We start from the raw sequence: 20,493 nt of genomic DNA, 5'->3' as shown, positions 1-20,493 counted from the left end.
AAAGTTCGCCTGCAAAGTACTGTTCGAACTTTGCAACTGCACAGTGGTGCTGGCTGAGGAGGCATTCATAATTTTTGCATCTCCTTTAGTCACAGTCCATCCGGAAAATGTGTATCCGGATTTTGCAACAGCGGTGATGGGGATATTGGTTTTTACTTTGTATGTTCCCCCTCCGGTAACAGTTCCTCCGGAGGTTGGATTGGCAGTCAGGGTCAAAGTACGTTTCTTTTCCTTGAACTTGCACTTGAAATGGTGGTCCTCTCCCTTTAGATAAACTTGATATGATACGGAGTTTATGCCGCCTGTACAACTGTACTTTTTGGGCTCACTTGCCGGTCCCCCGTAGAAATAGTCTATCTCATATCCGTCAGAGGCTTCAGCACCTACCGTGGGGATTTCTTTACCATCATAAAGTCCCTCTCCATAAGCGGTACCACCGGTAAACGATACGGTACGTGAGTCCGCATCCTCTTCTCCGTCAACCTCGATAGTCACCGCGGTCTTTCCGGTTGTGAGCTCTTTTTCAATTTCTTCACTGCATGAGCAGCCTAAGAAGATGGTTGCCAGCAGCACAATGTAATGTAAATGATTTGTTTTCATAAATTTTATTTTGATAGTTTTTAATATGCAAATGTAAGTGGGAAGCAGTATAACGTTTTTATACTCAGACCATTTTTCAACTGCTAATTATCAGTTGGATATTAAATGATTTCTTGAGATAATATGTATTCTTTTTTTTGTCATATTCTATCTCAGCCCCCATGGCCCGGAGCTCATTCATGTAATTATAGACGGTAAGACGATGCACTCCCATATTCCTGGCCATTTGCGTAAGACTTCCTGTATGTTCTTTTTTCAGCAGACGGGTCAGTGTCTGTAATCTTTCCATGTAGTCCAGTATTCTCATAATCCTCTTCTTTTTCTGATGTATGGCCTGACCGGCCTTCCGTACTTTCTCACCTCATAATGCAGATGGTTTCCCGTGCTTTTTCCGCTTGATCCGATGAATCCGATCACTTTGCCACTCCTGACCTCTTCCCCTTCCGGAACATAACAGGCGGACAAGTGCCCGTACAGGGTCACAAAGCCATAGGCATGGCGTATCATCACACAGTATCCATATCCTCCCTTTCTTCCTGAGTATATGACCTTTCCATCAGCTGCGGCATGCACGGTCGATGCAAGTTCCGCCGCAATATCCACTCCTGAATGGAACCTGCGCTGTCCGGTAACCGGGTCGCTCCTCCATCCGTAGGCGGAACTGATACGGTGGAACCGGTGTACAGGGGGATGTACCGGTATCCTGTATTCCAGATGATGCCTCTCCACGATGTCCATGATCTCCCCGATGCGCTCAAGACTGGAACACCGGGAGAGTGCGTCCTCCAATATGGCCCTTTCCTTATCAGGTACCGGACAGAAGAGGCATAGGAACAGAACTAGTTTCGTTATCATGTGGTATCCTTTATGGTTTTCCTACAATCTCCGGGAACAGTATCTCCGCATTGATCAGCTGTTTGTTCTTCAATTTGTAATAGAAATGTCTTCCCCCGTTTCTCTCCTGTATCTCTATGATGAGCACCTTCTTGTCCGGTATGGTGAATTTCGGAAGGGCGACCGTAAAGTCACATGAGGAAAGCGCAGCCACCTCCTCCGGACGGTTGAAAGAGAAGAGGGGCTGCTGCTCCAGCTGCTGGACGGCGGTCTTTTTCCGTTTTTTCGCATCCTGTATATAAAAACGGATGAAGTCTATGGTATAGCCGATCTGGGAACGGTTGTGCAGCCCGAAGCGGAACAGCAGGATATCATTGTCCACAAAGATATTGGTCACGCAGAATCTCATGCCGGCCACCTCGTCCCTGATATTGGTCAGCAGCTTCGGTCTCCGTGATATCTCTTTTTCAAGCAGTGCTTTCTGCCGGGTATTCCGCTCTCTTCCCTCCAGTATGGCCACCTGCTTCTTTTTGGTGTCCTGTTTGTCCACAATGAAGGAAAATCTCTCACATCCGGGCGCATACCGCAGGTCAAACGTATAGAACCTGCCGCTTTCGGTGATGGCTGTAAGGTTGGTCTGCAGGGCAAACGGCGACACGGCCCTGAGTGCGACAATATTGTTCACATTCTCCGCTTTCTCCACCTGTACGGTGGTGTTTCCGAAATCCACATACACGATTTTTTCCGGATAGATCACATGGGTCAGTTTCTCGTCAGAAACCGGAAGAACCGCCGTTTCCGGCATGGTACCGCCCTCCTTGTAGACAGCCTGCGCTCCCTCGTCGAAGGATATGCAATAGGTGTAATACCTGCTGTCCTCCGTAACAACCGACAGGTTGGTCTCTCCTTTGAAATCCCTTACCGTTGATTTCAGCCGGATGACGGACGGACATACCTGTATGACTTCCCCTATGATGTTCTCATCCCCCATGTTCAGGTATTTCACGGGAGTGGGGAATATCATATGGAGCGTCTTCTCATAACCGATCTTCAGGTTTCTGCACTCCAGCTCGTCAATACGGGGCTGCTGGGCTCTTCCTGATAAAAAAGCAAACAGGAGAAGTATTCCTGTGATGTAAATTCTGTTTGGTCTCATATGATTAATTCTATATTTTTGCGGCTTCATAAAAAAATATCTAACATGTACAGAAAAATAAATTCTCTTTTTATACGTCTTAAAAACTTCATACGGATTCACTTCAGCCGGAGCTACACAGCCTCTCTTGAAGGAGCCTATGATTTTACTGTCCGTAATTTTGGTCATCAATTCAAACTTCCCGATGTGCGTTTTCCAGTTGACAAAGACACCTTGAATGCCAATGACTTGCCGGAAGTATTCTCTTGTATAGTTGATTATATCGAGGAACAAGGAGAATCCAATATTGCATTCAGGTGTAATATAGTATGCATGGAAATTCATGACAGACTAAAAAGCCAATACAACATTGATTCGATTGTCACATCTGGTGATTGCCGGCTTAACGGGAATAAGATATGGTCTGCCACGAGAAGGCAGCTCCTCGCCCAATTTGGGCATAGGGTACCTACCATGTCCCATCATGTCTGGCTCACTATCGGAGAATATATAATAGATCCGACTATCATGACGACCATCCGCCAAAAAAAACGGGAGTTGTTTTCTAATAATATTTATGAGGTAACACATATGATATTCCTCTGTAAACATAAGCATAAAACCATGCGCTTGGAGAACGTAATCCTTGAATACAAGCCCCGTTTAGTAGGATGTGAATTTTATGAACATACTCAGTATGGCATTCCGGTCTTTTCCATATCTTCGGGTGCCCCATCAAGTAATTCGAGATAATTCGATATAAACAGGCGGAGTGGACACTATTGGGTTTATGTGTGGCCGGTGTCCCTCTTTTTCCCTTTCGGCATCTATCTTTCTGAGGATTTCGGCATAAGAAGGTGGAAGATCCGCGTATTTTTCTCTTTCCTTAGTGCTGTTCCTTCTGGCTTTCAGAAAGGTCGGATCTACCGTGTCGAAAATACAGTGGGCCTGGCGTATCAGCATTTCGACCCTGACGGGTATGTCATCCGGTTGTAGTTCCGGCAGACCCGGTAATCCACCCATATCCGGAATGAAGCATTGTCCGGTAGAAGGCTCTTGCAAATACAGGCTGGTTTGACCGGCCTTCTCCTTTACGATCCATGCGGGGAAACATGCTTCCGGTTCATATTCCGATCTTTCTATACCGGTATCGTCTGCTCCCGGATAACGGAGCCGTATCCGATACCGTACTGAAACTTCGGGGCTTGAACGAATCTGCAGATACTGTTCATCCCAGTCATAAACCTGATGAAAGGCGGAGATATCGGGGGAGAGTAGCTGTCCCGGAACATATTTTCCATCCTCTGCAAAATGTATCCGGTCATTCGCATACAGGACGGTTTTCTCCTCTGCGGTGAACATAATCCACACAAGCACACCTTCTTTCATCAGGTCGCTTTTTCTGTTTGTTCTCTTTTCCAGACACTCGAATATTCGGGGAAACTCCCCAAGAGGACTTGCTCGTCGTATCAGCATTTCGCCCCTTACGGGTACACCGTCCGGCTGCAAATCAGGCACTCCCGGTAATCCGGTTATATCCTGAATAGCGCATTGGTTTATGGATGGTTCCTCAAGGTATAGGCTGACCTGTCCGTTCTCCTGTGGCACTATCCACACGGGAAAGCACATTTCCGGCTCATACTCCGATTGCTTTACTACCCTGTCCTCAGTTCCCTGATATCGTAGGCGCATCCTGATCCGTATCGAAATCCCGTATTCAGGAAGGGAAAGAAACCTGTCAGCATCATCCGGTGTGAGGATTTCATGCAGTACGGATACATCAGGGGACAACAACCTTCCATAGCCGACTTTTCCATTCTCGGGATGTACTTCGTAATCCATACGCAGGGCTGCTTTCCCCTCTTTGGTAAATATGGCCCACATGATGACACCTTCTTCCATCAGGTTGCCTCCAAATTCTTTTTTATCAGTCATATTTGAACTTTTTAAGTCGTTATTCTTATCATCCGTCATTTTATCTTTATTTCGTTTCTTTCTCGGTGGAGTATCCCAAAACCGGGGGATAATGAAAAGAGCTCCCATAACCCACCATATTGTGGCCGGCCATTGTTTTATTGTATCTATAATTTCCTGTATGGTTTCCATTGTATAATTTTTGTTTTTATTTATTGTTTACTTTTCAGGTTCCGGACCATTATCCGGGACTTTTGCTTCTCATTCTCATCCACAGATGCCTTTTCATCACTTCTTTGCCCTGACTGTTCGTGGCGTGAATACACACCATTTTAATGTTTCAATATGCCGTTTCCGGTCAGCTTTCCCCCGGTTCTTTTTTCTCCATCAGAAACACGGCATAGTTGGTCTTGATGGTGACCTTCACTTTCTTGATATTCTTGCTTGCGGCCTGCTTGGTGGCGTTCACCACACCGTTCACGCCTCCGGCAATAAGCTGGCTGCCCATGTCCAGGCCTCCGGTTATCTGCGGATTTGTCCCGTCCACCGCCCCGGCCGTGGCATCCTTGTTGATTTCCGCCTTTGCGTTCCCCGGTACATAGATACCTTCCATTGCGTCAGAAGAATATACTTCTTTTTTAAACGGAAGGATATTGCCGCCCACATTGACTGTCCTGATCTCCACAATGACCCTTTCGCCGTCTATCTTCCTCACTTCCCCGTACACCGGCGAGTCCTTCCTCACCCGACGGCCGTCATCGGTGAGACAGTCCTCACCCAGACGCATCTTCAGCGTGGATCCGGCCATCACGACCTGGTCGGAATGCACGTACGCGCGGATGGCGTTCCGCCTGCTGCTCTTGTGCAAGGCGACCGTGTTGAATCTTGTCCTTGCCTCAGGGGCTTCCTTTGTCTCTTCCTTCTTCTCCACCTTCTTTTTCTCCTGTTTCCTTTTTTTCTTCTTCCGCAGTTCACGGGTGATACTGTCCAGGTTCTCTTGTGTGGGAAGGATATAGGAGGCGGTATCCGCCTTCCGCCCGTATTCCTCTTCCGGCGGCATCTCACTGTTGATGATGAGTTGACGCATACGCTCTATGTCCACCGGATTGTCCCCGCCCTGTCCCTCCGCCTGCTTGCGCAGGGGGGTACGCTCGAGCTGGGCCTTCACATCCGTAATGGTCACATCCTTGTTGTCCGTGCTAAGACGGACGGTGTTCTGATTCTCTTCCTTTCCTTTCATCGCGGAGATTGTCCAGATGACAAGAAGGACAAGCAACCCGAACACGCTGACAATGATTACTTGAGTCTTCTTCATGTTCTTCTGTTTTATTCAATTCCTTTCTTTGTTTCCATCCGAGGTGTCCAACAGCTCGTATTCCTGTGTATAGTTCCGGAAGAAGAAGCCTGTCACATTCTCCGGATAGGACGGGGTGGTGCGTATGGCGTCGCCCCGGCTGTATATCCTTATACGTTTGACCCCGCCGGCATCATGGATGGACAGGATGGAGGTGAACAGCACGTTGTAACCGTCATCACGTATCCCGACCCTGTGCAGCTTCTCAAACACGCACTTGTAGATGACACCCCTGTCCGCCGCGTCGGCATAGGCGCGGTCGTTCAGGTATTTGTTCCAGATGGCGTTCAGCTCGGATTTCTCCACCAGAAACACGGCCTGCGCCTGGTTTCCGGAGATGCTCATCCTGTCGAAAGAGTTTACATAATAGGCCACCGCGTTGCAGTGGGCCTTCAACAGGGTCTCGTATAACTTGTCCGTTTCCATGGACTTCAATTGCAGGAACTCTCCGCCGGTGTTCACGACAAGGATCCTGTCCGTCACTCCGCGGACGGTCATGTTCATGAAGAACAGCACCAGGGCGACGATGGCCGCACACAACAGGCTGACCGCCTTGACATAGACGGAGGACCGCTTCTTGGCCTCTCCCAGTGAGGCGAAGTCCCTCACCATATTCTTTATATCCATTTTCATATTCTTCCGTTGTTTTAAAAAAGGTTATGGATCCTGCCTCTCACAATCGCCAGCAGGGACAGTTTCAACGCAAGGGAGAACAACACCTGCAGGACGACATTCCACGAGGTGTTCATGACATACTCGCAGACGATGGCGTCCGAAAACTTGCTGGCAAGGATGAAGGCCGGTACCATCAGATAACAGACCAGCAGGTTCTTGCACCACGTATGGAAATACGTCCGGGTACTCTCGTTGTAGAAACAGGCTATCGCCACAGGGGATATAAGTTCCAGCAGGAGCAGGAACATGTATCTGCCGACTATGAACAGGGTCTGCGCGTACATGTAGAAAGGGGCGGCTATGACGCCGGCCACATACGCCAGCAGATAATCGAACGAACTGCCGACCGGATTGAGCAACACGCCGGCAACGTCCATTACCGACATGTCGCTGAACTGTTTCTCGAACTGTGCGATTATCGGCTTCTGGAACAGGTCGGCCACATCATAGACCTTTCCGCCGAATCCGGCCTGCAGATCGTCCATCAGTTTGCCGAACACCGTTTCCAGGGCTTCCAGCAGCACGGGGAACAGTGCGACGGCGGCTATGCAGAATACATACTGCCACACCAGGTTCATGTAATCCTTCATGGTGGGCGTGCCGTCCTCGTTGGACTGCACCTCCCGGTATACCGTATACAGACGGTGGATGAGCGTGACAGCCATGAATCCCGTCACTACCGCATAGAAGGCTTCCACGGCGATGTTCCCCCGGATACTTTCATAAGCATTGTGGATATGCTCGACCGATATTTCTGTTATTGATGCCATATTCCTATTCCGTTACAAGTCCCAAATTCCGTCTGATGGTACGCGTATGTGACATGATCTGTCTGATGGTGCCCAGTGAAGCCTCCTGGCGGCGGACTTCCTGAAGACATCCGTCGAGCTGCTCCATCCGTTCGCTGTCGTTCATTTTCAGGTCACTGCTGAGTATATCCCCGGTCAGGGAGATGATGGCGGCGTTGTTCGCCACCACGTCCTGCACGGCCGAAGTGATGCCCGGCAGCCCCTTCATGTCCATCTTCTCCGCCTCTTCCAGCGTCCTGAGGCAGTTGCTGTTCAACCGGTTCTGCCGGTCTATCAGGTCCGTGAACATCCGTGCGCGTCTGACGGTGGCGGACACCTTCTGGACATAGTCCAGGGCGGTCTGGAGCCTGTTCACCTGTTCCACCGTCTGCTTCACCGTACTGGCCGTATTGGCGGCATTGATGATTCCCTGTGCCGTATTGCCGGGGTCGGTGACCACCCACTGGGCTCCCGCCGTCACGCAATGCAGCGACATTCCTGTAAAAAAGAAAAAAATTGAAAGCAATCTCATGATATTCCTCCTTTGTTCTGATTCCTATTTTGTTACAAGTCCCAAATTCCGTCTGATTGTCCGTGTACGGGAGATGGTCTGACGGATGGCGGACAGTCCCGCCTCCTGCTCCCTCAGCTTTTCCAGACACTTCCTCAGATGCTTTATCCGTCCGCTGTCGTTCATTTTCAGGTCACTGCCGAGTATGTCCATGGTCAGGGAGATGATGGCGGCGTTGTTCGCCACCACGTCCTGCACGGCCGAAGTGATGCCCGGCAGCCCCTTCATGTCCATCTTCTCCGCCTCTTCCAGCGTCCTGAGGCAGTTGCTGTTCAACCGGTTCTGCCGGTCTATCAGGTCCGTGAACATCCGTGCGCGTCTGACGGTGGCGGACACCTTCTGGACATAGTCCAGGGCGGTCTGGAGCCTGTTCACCGATTCCGTCACCTGTTTCACCGTTGCTGCGGTATTTCCCGCGGTCAGTGTGCTCTGGGCGGTGTTGAGAGGGTCGGTAATCGCCGCCTGTGCGGCAGCCTTCAAGGTCATTCCGCCGCACAGGAGCAGAAGCAGAAGCGGCCTGTATCCCTTTAATCCTTTTTCCATACGGTCTCCTTTCATTTCCTGTCCTTTGACGGGTGTCTCTCCATGTATCTGCCTATCGCTTCCTCCATCGGCATGGTCCTGGAATAGCCGTCAATCTCAGCCCATGTCTCCCCGTCGGTCTGGAAGGCGAGGAACTTCTCCCGGCTCAGTTCGTTGCGCACCACCACCGCATACCTCCCCTGGCCGCCGGTGAAGCGGATGAAGCACTCGGAATGCGGACGCTCCCCGGAAAAGTCGTTGCGGATGGACCGCATCATGTTGCACTGGGCGGGGTCGCCCCCCATCTCGAACCTTTTCTCCACGGCCCTGTATACCACATCCGTTGTGGGAAGGATGTACAGCAGCTGGGTATTGGTGATCATGCCTTTGGTAAATTCGTCATCGGGAAGCTGGTCGGGACTCTGGACGATGGTCATCACCGCACCGTTCTCCTTGCGTATCTTCTGGTAGCAGAAGGCGACTGCGGAATGTATGCTGATATCCTCGCCTCTGGACTTCATCTGCGCCGTTTCGGCATACTCGTCAAAAATGATCATTCCCCTTCTGGTCCGGTCGGAAAGGATCTTGTCATGAATCACGTCGAAGATCAGGGCCATGACCAGGTCGGAGAGGAACTTGTCCTGTTTGATCTGCGTCAGCTCGAACACGACCAGCCGCCTGTTCCCGAAATCGGGCACTCCTTCGGTCCTGCATACATTGGCATACCGTTCACCGGGAAGGAACTCGCTGCATATGAGGCGGAAGGAGGACAGGTCAAAATAATTGGGGTCTACGTCCTTCCGCCGGCAAATATCCTCATAATGCTCCGTCACGTGGCGGTAGAAAGAGGGAAAGGAATGGGGCGGCAGGCAGGTGGCGTAATAATCCTGGATGAATTTTGTGAGGGCTACGGACTGCTCCTCCTCGTCCTTCCCGAACATGCGGCGCCAGAAACGCTGCACGATACCCGATAGCACCTCTATCTTGTTGTTGTCAAGGGAACGGCCCTCCAGATCGAAGGGATTCAGGCCCAGCGGTGTCTCCCCGTCATAGTCCACATGCAGCGAGATTTCAGGATAAAGCTTGCAGAGCTGTCCGAAAGAGTACCCGAACTCCACCACCACCACGATATAGCCCTGCTCGATGAGCTGCTGCACGATATTCAGTGTCAGCACGGACTTGCCGCCGCCGGTGGATGCCACCACGATGCCGTTGCGGGCCGGTATGCGTTTTTTCTTCGCGTCCCAGATATCCTTTTTCAAAGGTATCTGATAAATACGGTCATTGAAATACACCCCTTCCTCATCCGGGGTGAATGTCGTGTAGTTGATGAACAGACAGAGCGCGAGGGAAAGCGGGGTCAGGAACAGGAAGCCGCTGTCAAGCCCTTTCTCCTGTCCGGGAACCGAAGCCAGGTATATGTTGGCCAGATGCTCGTAGGACGGTATATAGAATTTGAAGTCCGAGACGGTCAGGTATTCCCGCAGCTTCTTCTCGGCCCGGTCCAGCAGTTCCGGGCTGTCATCCCATATCATGACGGAAAAATTGGCACGGCAGAGGAGCTGCCTCTCCTCCATGATCTCCTTCTGCATGTTCTCGAGCTCGTCCGCCTTCGGCTCCAGCATGGCCCTGTCCCATCCCTTGTTGGTGCGGTAGACCGCCACACGGCGGGAGAACTCTTCATAAAGTTTCTCCGAGCCCTCGAAATAGAGGATCTGGTTGACCGCATGGTTGCAGTGCAGGTGCACGCCCAGGCCTTCCAGTTCCGCCATGTACAGGCTGCATCCGGACACGGGCAGTGTGGTGTCCTCCACATCGCTTCTGACGGTGCGGTCAGGCAGATAGTCACCGTCACAGACGGTATAGCAACGCGCTTTCTCCCGGTCGACGGTGATCTCTCCGGAGAAATGGATGTCACGGTCGCAGTCAGCCCGGGGGAAGAAGTTGATGTACCGGATGACATACTCCCTCAGGCTGGCGGCGGCCATCCTTTCCAGACGGGTGTCCCTGATACTGTTTATCACACCAATGGCGGAGTTCACCCCCTCCAGAAATTCGGTGAGTTTCTCCCGGTCGGACACATGCAGCCTCTCCCGGTAGGAGAACGGGTTGGCATTGTACGAGGCTGCCAGGGAGGACAGGCCGGACAGGGTGAATATCAGAAGACAGTCATGTTCCAGATACTCACGGCCGGAGAAATGCCTCTGTTCCGCCTTGTCGATGAAGCTGTCCCCTTCCAGCTCATGAACGTACTCCCTTTTAAGGAACACGTCCTGCTTGTGCACGAAGCTGCCGGAGGGCAGGTGTTTGAACGCCTGGTAGAGACGCGCGTTGCGCTCCTCCAGGTCGGTACGGTGCAGGCTGTAACATTCCGGATTGTACATGCGGAACGCTACAGACACGCAGCCGTTTCTGGTAAGGATGACACCGTATTCGTCATTGATGACATCCAGTATGGAATATCCTTCGTTTGCCATTTTCTTATTGTTTGTTTTTTTATTTGTTATCCCGTTCAGTTGTTATTTATATCTTTTTAGTTTATGAATGAAATCAGTACAGCCCTTAAAACATTGACTGACAAAATCACTGTAAAGTTGGAAATCGGAGAAAAGCATTTTAATGTTTTTCTATGTCTTGCTCTATGCGCACTGGTCATTTATCCGCTCCTGTTCACAGCCGTGGTTCATTTCAGAACACTACCGCTTGGGATACAGTTATTGATTGTGACAGGAATTTCGGTTGCCTATTCAGTAGTCCTCGTTCCGCTTTCCGCATTTTGGGTTTCCAAAGAATGGATCTGCTATGCACCGGTTGGTATCCTTTCCTGTATGTCAGGGATTTACTGGGTATTTGCCTGCCCTCTCTCCGGAGTTGACCCCAACTTTATAATATTTTGGAGAGTTATGATAATACTCCTTCCGCCCATGCTATTGTTGGGTATAGCCATCAACCTGTGGGAACTCCGCCATGTCAAAACCGGTAACAGACAAAGCAACAGTTTAAGGAGGCAACTCTTTATCATCTTCTTTTTTATCATTGTTTTCACCACCTATTTCCTTATTTCCAATTTCTTTAGGAGTGCTGTTTTTACGTATACGTATATTTCTTGAATCTTTTATTTCCTTGGTGATACAATAAAAGACAAAAGACACACAAAAAAAGAATGTCCAGACAAAAGCAAACAGCACTTCGGGACAGTCAGTTATAAGTCTATTCATATTTTCTGTAGTCTATCTGTTTTTTCATTAAAGCATTTCTCACATCACGGTTTGTAACCGTCTTCTCCCAATGCGTCGACCTGTTATTGGACAAGGTTTCTTGTGCTATATTCAAGTGTTGCCTACTTTAGTATTCTTCTCCTGTTTGCAAAGATTTGTTTGGGTAAGATTACATTGGGGGGCAAACACTGTTGGCAGCTCCTTAAAAAAAAGTTGAATCATGCAGACGATGAGTCGTTCCTTTCTTTAGAGGGATCATTGATTTTTTTTTTCGGTATCATTGCCACTCTTGCCATACTTTTTTAAGAACTCCATGTTCCCATGTATGGCAATTCTTATCAAAACATGCAGTGTCAGCATCCCCATGATAATGATGCATATATAATCAATTGGCATTCCGATTGTTTGTTCCAGCCAGTTTCTAACACTTTCCATACTGTCAATAGTTTATCTGTCTTTCATTAAAGCATTTCTCACATCACGGTTTGTAACCGTCTTCTCCCAATGCGGCGGCCTGTACTTCTTCCTTGAGGCATTCTTATAGAACTTCCTTGCCAACAACAGACCACATCCGACAAGCAATACGAATATGAAAAGCATTTCACCGCCTGTCGTACCGTCCTCCAGCCAGCTCTTGACGTTCAGCAGGAGCACGGCCACGGCGAATCCGCCGTAACCGAGCAACAGATAGAAGTCGCGTACCAGCAGCCCGTGTATCTTGCACGGGTTCTCGATCCCTTTGCGCACCTTGTACTCCATGGCGGTCAGATTGAGAAGCTGACACCGGCTATCTTGCCCACGCAGAAGCTGATGACGGTCACCGCGATAAGGACATAGCCGACCATGTAGGCGACGTTCATCCATCCCTGTTTCTTGTTGCCCTCGCTGTTCTCGTCATTGATGAGTCTCCAGTTCTTTCCTATGCCTACGGCAAGCGCCATGACCATCACACCGAGGAAAACCGGCAGTGCGATGTCGTTCAGGACGGTGTTGATGTCACTTTTGATGGATTGTGCCCCTGCCGGAAGAACCGCCGCCAGCAGGACGGATAAAGTATAAATTTTCTTTTTCATTGCCTTTCTTGTTCTTTTTCAGTTATTGTTCCTTCATAATTGCCTCCGGGCTGCCAGCCGGTGATGGTGATGTCCTCTATCTCCACCCCGTTTCCGGCGGTTTTCAAAGTGTAGACATATTCCTTTCCGGATCGGAATGCCGCCGCCGGCATGACGAAGTCGTATGGATGTCCGCCGGCCACCAGCGCCACGTGCATGGCCGGACTGTCACCGGGATAGAGCAGCAGGCTTCCTGTCCCGGAGGATATTGTGCCTTTTTCCGGTTTTATCTCCAGTGAGCCCGTCAGAAGACTGTACGAAGCGGAGTAGCTGTAATCCGCCACTCTGACCGCGGTGACGGCGGCGGGCATTCTGAAAGTCACCTTCGAAAGAAGATGATACAGGGTGATGGAGGCGGAGGGTGCGTTCCCGGACACCATGGTCCTTTCCGAATACAGATAGTCTGTCTGGCTCCTTGCGTCCAGGCCCATCTTTCCGCCGCTGAAGGACGGGTTGTAAGGATAATACGCATATATGCCTTTATCCCCGTCCGACAGGGAAATCTCCGCGAATGTCCATTTCCCGGACCGGTTGAGGACTCGGATGTTGTCCGGATACAGGTTTCCCGCCGTATCCGTTACAAACATGCCGAACTCGCTGACGGACATTTCCTGCCCGTCATCACCACGTGCCGTGCAGGAGCTGATGGACATGACGGCGTCCTGCTCCGGACTGTCGTTAGGGCCGGAGCAGCCGCTGAGGGCTGCAACCGGCATTACAAACGTCAGACAAATAATGAGATGATTGAATGGTTTATCCATATTTATAGTTTTTAGTTTATGTCCACCGATACCTTTCTGTCCTGGTATACAGTGATTGACAGTTTCCTTCCGCTTTCGTTCTGGGTCAGCGTAATCGTGCCGCTACGGTCGGAAGTTGTCGGGTTTTCACTGACGGTTGCCGAGTTTGTGCCGGCACTGATCCAGGACACGTTGGCGGAAGCCGACCAGCCGATATTGCTGCGGGAGGTTTCGCTGCCGTTGGTGTATGTGATCTTCTGTGAGGTGACACTGTAGGTGACGGTTCCCCCGGTGGAGACGACGTCATCACCGCTGACGGCTCCGAGCGTGAATATGTACCCGTAGGTGATTACATCGGCGGGCTTTCCATCCTGATGGATTGTCACATGGCCTGATTTTCCTCCGTAACTTGCCGTATAGGTACAATTGCGGGATGAAGTGCTGCCATTGGCCGCCACTGTGACAGTCGTGCCGCTCCGGCTGAAGCCCGACGCGCTTCCTGACCATGAGGCGGATGAGCTCACATCCACACTCCGGTATTCTGTGGTGGTGCCTGTTGTTATGCCGTTCCACTTCGTGTATTTCGGACGGCTTTGTGATGCTGTCGCACTCAGGCGGCTTGTGCCTCCGGATGAGCCGATACCGGACGGGCTGGCGGACACTGACAATGAGCCCGTGGTCCAGTTGCCGTACTCCGTTGTCTGACTGCCGGCGGACTGTCTGACCGTACAGGCGGCCGACCTGCCGTTTGAAGTGGCCGTGACTGTGCAGGACCTTTCAGACGCTGTTGTGTTGTTGCCTGCTGTCAGTGTTGTTCCGGACAGGCTGAATCCGCTGCCGGCTGCCGACAATGACGGTGTGGCCCTGTCTGTTTCCGTACCGCCGGAACCGCTGACACCGTTCCACGTCCATGTGCGGGTACGGGTTGCCGCCGCGCTGATGGAGGATGTGCCTCCGCTTGCGGCTATCGTGGCCGGATTGGCTGACACTGTCACGTTCCAGGCACTCCATGACGCATATTGCCTGTTTCCTGCAGACTGGGTGATCGTACAGCTGGCTGATTTACCGGCATGGGTTGCCGTATATGTTATACTTCGCGTGCTTGTTGAGGTGTTGTTGCCGGCGCTGACTGTTTTTCCGGACAGGCTGAATCCGGCTGCACTGCCCGAGATGACAGGTGTGGCGGTTTCCGTACCGGTCTTTACCCCATTGGTATATACGTCACGCGCAGCCGAGCAGGTCAGCGTTGACGTTCCTCCGGCGGCCGCGATAGTGGTCGGACTGGCGGATATGTTTACTTTCCAATCTCCGTAACCGGTTGTTCCGGCCGGCTGCTTGACTGTACAGGTCGCTGATTTACCGGCATGGGTTGCCGTGACTGTACAGGATCTTTCAGATGTTGTTGTGTTGTTGCCTGCTGTCAGTGTTGTTCCGGACAGGCTGAATCCGCTGCCGGCTGCCGACAATGACGGTGTGGCCCTGTCTGTTTCCGTACCTCCTGAACCGCCGACACCGTTCCACGTCCACGCACGGGTACGGGCTGCATCGGCCGTGATGACGGATGTACCTCCCGTGTTTGCAACCGTTTCCGGATTGGCCGATACGGTTACACTCCAGTCGCTCCAGGATGCGTATTGTTTTGCACCGGCATCCTGTGTTATGGTCAGGCTGTTATCCGATGTTATGCCGTTGTAACTGCCTTTTACGGTAATACTTCTGGCATTTGTCGTAGTATTGTTGACAGCCAGGACCTGATTCCCGGACAGGCTGAATCCCGTCCCGGTTCCACTGAGGGAAACCGTTACATTTTCTTTTTTATCAGGATCCCGGTGGTCGTTATAATAAGTGCTGAGAACGGCTGTGACAGCCTTGTTTCCTCCGGCAGCGGGTATGTTTCCCGCAGTTGTGCTGATTTGCAAGGTCTGCCGCGTGGTAGCGGAGGACTGTTGTACCGGCAGGATGTAAGTCCTTCCGGATTCTGCCTGGGTAAACAGGACCTTGCCGTTTCGGGGAGCGGTATTCAGGTTTTCCGCCACCTTTATTGTTTTGCCCGCCTTGTCCGGGGTTATCCAGACGTCTGTCGTTGAAACCGTGTAATCCAATGGACTCTCAGTGCCGGGCAATGGCTTCCCGTTTATTGAATAATATTTGTTTGAAACCGTTTCGTAGTTATAGATGCCGCCGGAATAGCCGCTGCCGATGGTTTCCGGACTGACGGTAAAGGTATACTGCAGCTCTTTGCCCATGAACGGAATTACGGTAGTATGCCCCGCAAGGAATTCTTTCTTTGCCGTAAGGGTGTAGTCCTTTTTTGTGCCGTCGGCAAATAAAAGGGTAAGGAATGTACCGTCGGCATCCCGGTCCTGCGCCGGAATGACCGCAGTGAATGTGCCGCCGTCATTATACATCCGTATATCCGAGGTGGCTCCAAGGGTATTGGCGGTGCCGGTTCCCAGGTTGATATTGGCTGTAGCCTTGGCCCTTTGGATGGTCACGCCGGAAAGTGCCTCTCCCGCTTCCGGCGTATAAGTGACCTGCAGCCGGGACAGCCGGTGGGAGAAGGCGAGCGTTATGACCTTATCGGTTGTTCCGCTCCTGTTGGCCGCATACATGAAGTCGGAAAGCGTGATGCCTTCCCGCTGGTCCCCCTGTATGCTGAAATTATAATCCAACGGATTGCCCATGTCTTCCCTGTAGGGGTAATAGGCATAATAATCCGTTTCATAGCCGGCGGCTATTTCGTTGGCGTCCCCGTCCGCCACGAACTGCGAGCCGTTCCAGACGAACCGCTTGTTGTCCGCATAGTTTCCGGACGTTTTCAAGGTTGCAGGCGCTGATGACATGCGTACTGCCGCATAGACGCCGATGGCATCCCCGGTCTCAAACGTTGTCTCGGTTGCCCGTGCTCCCCCTGCGTCAATTTCAAAGGACACGGTATCACGGCTGTGGATTGCGGTGCCTTCCTCATTCTCACAGCCCTGCAGGGACAGGAGGGTTGTCATGGCCAGCCAGGGGAAAAGGCTGTTTAAAATATTCTTCATTTTCATCGTTTTGTCTGATTATGGGGGATTGGCAGCCCCGATATGGTTTGTAACAGGGCGGGAAGAAAGGCTTCCCGCCCCTTAAAGTCAGATTACAGGTACAAGCTGGATTTCACCTTTCACATCGTCTGTCCAGGGTTCGATGGTCACACCACTGCCATCGGCACCGCCGATGACCAGACCGTTATTCCCCAGTACGATGTCGTAGATATTACGGTAAGAGCGTTCCCATTTTGTTCCGGCCGGGAAGGTGAATTGCAGCTGCTTTCCGTCAATGGTGAACACGGCCTGCATATCCTTGCCCGCTGTCGCATCAACCGGAACGACAATGGATGAAAAGGATACGGCCTTGTCTGTCAGAGTGGCGCCGGCGCTGAATTCCACATTGCCTGCCGTCGTTCTTGTCAGGGAACCTGTTGAAATATCCATAGTGGCACGGGTATACAACGGAGTGGCGGAACCGACATTCTTCAGTGTGATTCCGGTAAGGACGCCTTCCTGTCTGTATCCTTCCGTTTTCTTCATGCGGAATACGACCTGTGAAAGGGCATGTTTCATCGTGATGTTCACATTACGGTTCAGGATGCTCGCCTTGGTGTCGCCCTGTCCGTACAGATGGTCCGTCTGGGTGGTGATGTCCACCGGAAGGGCGGAGGGGGTGGTCAGCGTGGCATCATACGGATAATAAGCGAACACCGTCGCCTCGTTCTCATCCAGCAGGATCTCTTCCGAAGTCCATCCGGCAGCTGAATAGGTGAAAGGGGTGTTGGTATAGACGGCATTCTGGTTGTACGGAGTGCCCAGAGTACCGTTGCAGACATAAAGACCCAGCTTGTCACCGGCTTCCCAGGCGGTCTTTTCCGCGCGGGAAACAGCGGGAGCACCGATGTTGGCGTTGATTTTCAAGGAGGCACGGACATCCTTGACGGTTCCTTCTTCATTCTCGGAACAGCTGCATGCCAATACGGCAAGACACGCTGCGAACAAAAACATTTTCTTCATTTTGTAAAATTTTAAATTGATGATAAAAAAACAGTATTAATAAGTAATTATTCCCTGGCCCCATTCCACATTCTGCCAGTCCTCGATGGAAGCGGATGCGGTATGTAGGGACGGGGATACGCGGACGGTGATGTCCACACTGATACCGTCAGCGGTGAAGTCCTTGAACACATCACTCAGGTCAAGATCCGCATCCACGGGCATGTCCCCGTCCAGATGAAGACGGATGACATTGCTCACCCCGGTATTGATGCCGAACACCAGCACTTCCTTCCGGAAGAAATTCTCCTTTTCAGGGGAGACGGTGAAAGGCAGGGTGGCGAAACCGCTTCCCTTTTCCCTTGTACGTACATACCGGCTTGTGGTCACGCCGTCAAGTTCGGCGGTGATTCCGGTATATTCCAGGATTCCCGTATTCGTCACCGTGATGTTGAAGACAATCCGCTGCACCATCAGTTTGCTCTCGCAGGTGACGTGCAGGGTGTCGTCAGTCATGACCGTACCGGTCACGGAAGAGGAATACGCATATCCCTGCTCCGCCGTGATCTTTCCCTGTTCCGTCGGAACACGCAGGCGGACGGTGGCGGCGGAGCCCGCATCCTCCAGGATGTTGACATCCTTGTTGCAGGCGAGAAACTCGTAACTCCCGATATGCAAGGTCCCATACGCATCACCGCTTCCATTAAAAGGAATGGAAAGATTGTCATATTCCGCCACGCCGTTACCGGTCAGCGGAAAAACCATCAGGTTCATCTCCGCCTGTTCCGGTGTGCCCATATCGGAAGGGTGATGGAACCCGTTACGGGCGTGCAGGTATCCTTTGTAGATACAATCCTCGGTGAACAGGCCGTCACAAGAGGAAAGTGACAGCAGGGACAGGAATATGCCGGGCAGAATTCTTACTATTTTATTCATATTGCGACAGGTTTAAATTATACGTTGTTATCAGCCGGTTGATTTCCGGATCAAGACGACCGCGATAGGCTTTGGAACCGTCCAGTTCCAGTGAGCGCATGAAGGAGGACACGGCTTTGCCGTCGTCTTTCAGACGGCTGTACAGGATGGACAGCAGGTAGCACACATTGGAACTTTCCGGCAGGGATTCCAATATTCCGGCAGCCCGTGCATCATAGCCCAGTGACATCAGGCAGATGGCCGTGTTGTAGTCGTTATAGTCCGACAGTATCACCAGTGCGTCCTTGTACTGCCTGTCCTCCATCAGGTCGAGACCGTGCATGTAGGCCGAGTCAAGGACGGTGGTGTATTTGAATTCCTCTATCATATCCCGGCGGTGCAGGTAGAATGCGAAGTTCACCGCACGTGCCAGAGGATAATAGTTCTCCCTGATATGCTTGTAGGCATCCGGAAAACGTTTCCGGATCCCGGCCTCCCTTGCGTCCGGATCCTTGACGGAGGACATGATATCCAGAACGGCTGACCTGTCATCCATTTCCGTATCCTGTTGTACCTTGCGGACAAGAAGCTGCCAGTCCTCGCCAATCCACCGGGGACGGATCAGGGTGTCGATGCCGGTCCTGTCATCCGTCCTTCCGGACAGGTACTCCTTCAAGGCAACGGCACGCTGCCTGGACAGGATACGGTTCGCGGCCGCGCTGCCTTCCGGGGATGCGGTGGCGGTCATGTCAATGCTGTCCATCACCAACTCACCGGTATAGGTCAGCTTGTTGATCGCTTCCAGGACTTTGTCTATTTCGGAACGGTTGTTCCCGTATTCCTCGTCAAACAGGTATCTGCCTGCCGGATAATTGATATAGGCGGTCGTATTGGCCGTGGCCTTGCGGTATATCTTCTCCTTCCTGTACCGGGGCGCATGGTCCAGGAACTGCACCATACTGCTTATATAATAGGTAATGGTATCCGAGGACGGTAAATTGGCGGAACTGCCATTGACGGCAAGTATCCTTCCGTCTACTGTCAGATCAATACGTTTCGTGTTATCGGTAACATCCATCTCCTGCCGGTAATAATAGCTGAAGGTATTGTTCCTGTTCCTGATGACCGTATCCAGACGGGCGGCCTGGTAAGGGAAACGGACCAGCTCCTCATATTTGCGTGACACCGCGTCACGTTTGCGTTCGTTCTCCGCAATGCGCTTGTAATCGAAGTATCTCTCCGCTATACGCGCCGAATCTTCCGGCGTCACCCTGCGTACCTTCAGAGGGGTGCCTTCCGAGAACATGCGGTAGCGGGACGGAATCAGCGTGGTGTCCAGGTCACGGCGGAGCCAGTAAGCGGGAAGTACGGACAGGATGGTGTTGTGGCCGGCGATGGCCATGCGGTTCCGTTCCATCTTCGCGTTGAAGTGCTGGTAACGGCGGTTCCATCTCTCAGTCCAGTCAATCCATTCCTCGCGGGCGATATAGTCATGCTTCCATGCTTGGTAGAACTCCTCCTCCAGCTCGGCCATGGCACGGCGGTAGCCTTTCATGTCGAACATCTCTTTCAGATAGGCGGAATCCGGGATGATACTGTTTATGAAGGCCTGGTACTGCGCGTATCCTTTTTTCTGCCGCTTGACGAAGTCGGCGCCGGATAGGAAGATCCTCTCCAGTTCTATGCGTCTGCCACGCTTGTAGGCCACAGGGGTCAGCTGTACCTGCCATTTGTCATCTATCAGCCTGCCCGGAACGGTCACGACAAAATCCAGATTCACTTTTCCGGCACGCTCGGGGATGTTCCTGTTACGCGCGACAATGGTCACCTCGTCCAGCTGCAACACGGTCATCTCTTCACCCGTAACGCTGTCACGTTCGGCCATGGTGACAATATGTTCCACTCCCGAACTGTCCTTCCAGGTGATTTTTTCGGGAACGGAATAGCATGTCGTGTCCGGTGCAGGCCGCTTGCCGGCCTGTGAGAGACCGACCTTGCTGATGCTCCTTTCCATCTTGTGGGACAGGGAACAGGATAAGGACAGCAGTGGAAGTAAAAGGATTACAGGTATGTTTCTTTTTTTCATAGGACCG

At 51.7% G+C, this 20,493-nt stretch carries 20 protein-coding genes and 2 pseudogenes; 1 reads left to right on the top strand and 21 read right to left on the bottom strand.

Annotated elements, in window-relative coordinates; genetic code table 11:
- From AB5062_RS15550 to traN, 4 genes and pseudogenes are all read right to left on the bottom strand, one after another.
- Positions 1-600, bottom strand: a pseudogene (locus AB5062_RS15550) (hypothetical protein); the annotation flags it as partial.
- A 76-nt stretch (positions 601-676) separates the two neighbouring features.
- Positions 677-907, bottom strand: a complete 231-nt coding sequence (locus AB5062_RS15545; protein ID WP_115648881.1) for an HTH domain-containing protein — start codon at positions 905-907, stop codon at positions 677-679.
- Entirely contained in the window at positions 904-1,455 is a 552-nt protein-coding gene (locus AB5062_RS15540) for a M23 family metallopeptidase (RefSeq protein ID WP_007836045.1), read from the bottom strand. The genes AB5062_RS15545 and AB5062_RS15540 overlap by 4 nt, the downstream gene beginning before the upstream one ends.
- 10 nt (positions 1,456-1,465) lie before the next feature.
- Positions 1,466-2,590 (bottom strand): conjugative transposon protein TraN, encoded by a 1,125-nt coding sequence (gene traN, locus AB5062_RS15535; RefSeq protein ID WP_008669849.1) that lies wholly within the window; start codon positions 2,588-2,590, stop codon positions 1,466-1,468.
- Positions 2,591-2,635: 45 nt separating this feature from the next.
- Between traN and AB5062_RS15530 the strand changes: the two genes are divergently transcribed.
- On the top strand, positions 2,636-3,322 hold the full coding sequence (locus tag AB5062_RS15530) for a hypothetical protein (protein ID WP_008669851.1): 687 nt from the start codon (positions 2,636-2,638) through the stop codon (positions 3,320-3,322).
- Here AB5062_RS15530 and AB5062_RS15525 read toward each other — a convergent pair.
- The 17 genes and pseudogenes from AB5062_RS15525 to AB5062_RS15445 all read right to left on the bottom strand — a co-directional run bounded on the left by AB5062_RS15525 (position 3,305) and on the right by AB5062_RS15445 (position 20,486).
- Complete coding sequence (locus tag AB5062_RS15525) at positions 3,305-4,675, bottom strand: hypothetical protein (protein WP_007831423.1); 1,371 nt, start codon at positions 4,673-4,675, stop codon at positions 3,305-3,307. The two genes, AB5062_RS15530 and AB5062_RS15525, sit on opposite strands and share 18 nt — an antisense overlap.
- Before the next feature lie 166 nt (positions 4,676-4,841).
- Positions 4,842-5,798, bottom strand: coding sequence for a conjugative transposon protein TraM (gene traM / locus AB5062_RS15520; protein WP_007836042.1), 957 nt, complete (start codon positions 5,796-5,798; stop codon positions 4,842-4,844).
- Positions 5,799-5,813: 15 nt separating this feature from the next.
- Positions 5,814-6,470: a hypothetical protein gene (locus tag AB5062_RS15515; RefSeq protein ID WP_007839678.1), complete on the bottom strand. Its 657-nt coding sequence runs from the start codon at positions 6,468-6,470 to the stop codon at positions 5,814-5,816.
- A gap of 14 nt (positions 6,471-6,484) precedes the next feature.
- Positions 6,485-7,282: a type IV secretion system protein gene (locus tag AB5062_RS15510; protein WP_032939516.1), complete on the bottom strand. Its 798-nt coding sequence runs from the start codon at positions 7,280-7,282 to the stop codon at positions 6,485-6,487.
- Positions 7,283-7,286: 4 nt separating this feature from the next.
- On the bottom strand, positions 7,287-7,610 hold the full coding sequence (locus AB5062_RS15505) for a hypothetical protein (RefSeq protein WP_227194048.1): 324 nt from the start codon (positions 7,608-7,610) through the stop codon (positions 7,287-7,289).
- Positions 7,611-7,691: 81 nt separating this feature from the next.
- Positions 7,692-7,832 (bottom strand): annotated as a pseudogene (locus AB5062_RS15500) (DUF4141 domain-containing protein); the annotation flags it as partial.
- Between the two features lie 24 nt (positions 7,833-7,856).
- The gene (locus tag AB5062_RS15495; RefSeq protein ID WP_227194034.1) at positions 7,857-8,180 is read right to left on the bottom strand and encodes a hypothetical protein; all 324 of its coding nucleotides are present in this window, start codon (positions 8,178-8,180) and stop codon (positions 7,857-7,859) included.
- 245 nt (positions 8,181-8,425) lie between these two features.
- Positions 8,426-10,870 carry a conjugal transfer protein gene (locus AB5062_RS15490; RefSeq protein ID WP_008781676.1) on the bottom strand — a complete coding sequence of 815 codons (2,445 nt, stop codon included), beginning with the start codon at positions 10,868-10,870 and terminating at the stop codon, positions 8,426-8,428.
- A gap of 522 nt (positions 10,871-11,392) precedes the next feature.
- Positions 11,393-11,611 (bottom strand): hypothetical protein, encoded by a 219-nt coding sequence (locus AB5062_RS15485; protein WP_007839672.1) that lies wholly within the window; start codon positions 11,609-11,611, stop codon positions 11,393-11,395.
- 255 nt (positions 11,612-11,866) lie between these two features.
- Positions 11,867-12,046 carry a hypothetical protein gene (locus tag AB5062_RS15480; RefSeq protein ID WP_241677853.1) on the bottom strand — a complete coding sequence of 60 codons (180 nt, stop codon included), beginning with the start codon at positions 12,044-12,046 and terminating at the stop codon, positions 11,867-11,869.
- A gap of 12 nt (positions 12,047-12,058) precedes the next feature.
- Positions 12,059-12,475: a hypothetical protein gene (locus AB5062_RS15475; protein WP_008669864.1), complete on the bottom strand. Its 417-nt coding sequence runs from the start codon at positions 12,473-12,475 to the stop codon at positions 12,059-12,061.
- Positions 12,376-12,684, bottom strand: a complete 309-nt coding sequence (locus AB5062_RS15470) for a hypothetical protein (RefSeq protein ID WP_007836006.1) — start codon at positions 12,682-12,684, stop codon at positions 12,376-12,378. The genes AB5062_RS15475 and AB5062_RS15470 overlap by 100 nt, the downstream gene beginning before the upstream one ends.
- The gene (locus AB5062_RS15465) at positions 12,681-13,376 is read right to left on the bottom strand and encodes a fimbrillin family protein (RefSeq protein WP_228683649.1); all 696 of its coding nucleotides are present in this window, start codon (positions 13,374-13,376) and stop codon (positions 12,681-12,683) included. The genes AB5062_RS15470 and AB5062_RS15465 overlap by 4 nt, the downstream gene beginning before the upstream one ends.
- Positions 13,377-13,495: 119 nt before the next feature.
- A complete protein-coding gene (locus tag AB5062_RS15460) occupies positions 13,496-16,504 on the bottom strand; it encodes a fimbrillin family protein (RefSeq protein WP_259318503.1) in 3,009 nt (1,002 codons plus the stop codon).
- 87 nt (positions 16,505-16,591) lie between these two features.
- Positions 16,592-17,506, bottom strand: coding sequence for a fimbrillin family protein (locus AB5062_RS15455; RefSeq protein WP_057250448.1), 915 nt, complete (start codon positions 17,504-17,506; stop codon positions 16,592-16,594).
- A 36-nt stretch (positions 17,507-17,542) separates the two neighbouring features.
- Positions 17,543-18,421 carry a hypothetical protein gene (locus tag AB5062_RS15450; protein WP_007835997.1) on the bottom strand — a complete coding sequence of 293 codons (879 nt, stop codon included), beginning with the start codon at positions 18,419-18,421 and terminating at the stop codon, positions 17,543-17,545.
- Positions 18,414-20,486, bottom strand: coding sequence for a hypothetical protein (locus AB5062_RS15445; RefSeq protein WP_008669872.1), 2,073 nt, complete (start codon positions 20,484-20,486; stop codon positions 18,414-18,416). Before AB5062_RS15445 ends, AB5062_RS15450 begins: the two co-directional genes overlap by 8 nt.
- Between the last annotated feature and the right edge of the window lie 7 nt (positions 20,487-20,493).

The sequence above is a fragment of the Phocaeicola sp. RTP21359st1_B8_RTP21360_211022 genome, from assembly GCF_040911965.1.
Lineage (GTDB): Bacteria > Bacteroidota > Bacteroidia > Bacteroidales > Bacteroidaceae > Phocaeicola > Phocaeicola vulgatus.
Note: the sequence above shows the minus strand (reverse complement) of the source record. Positions and strands in the feature narration are given on the sequence as shown.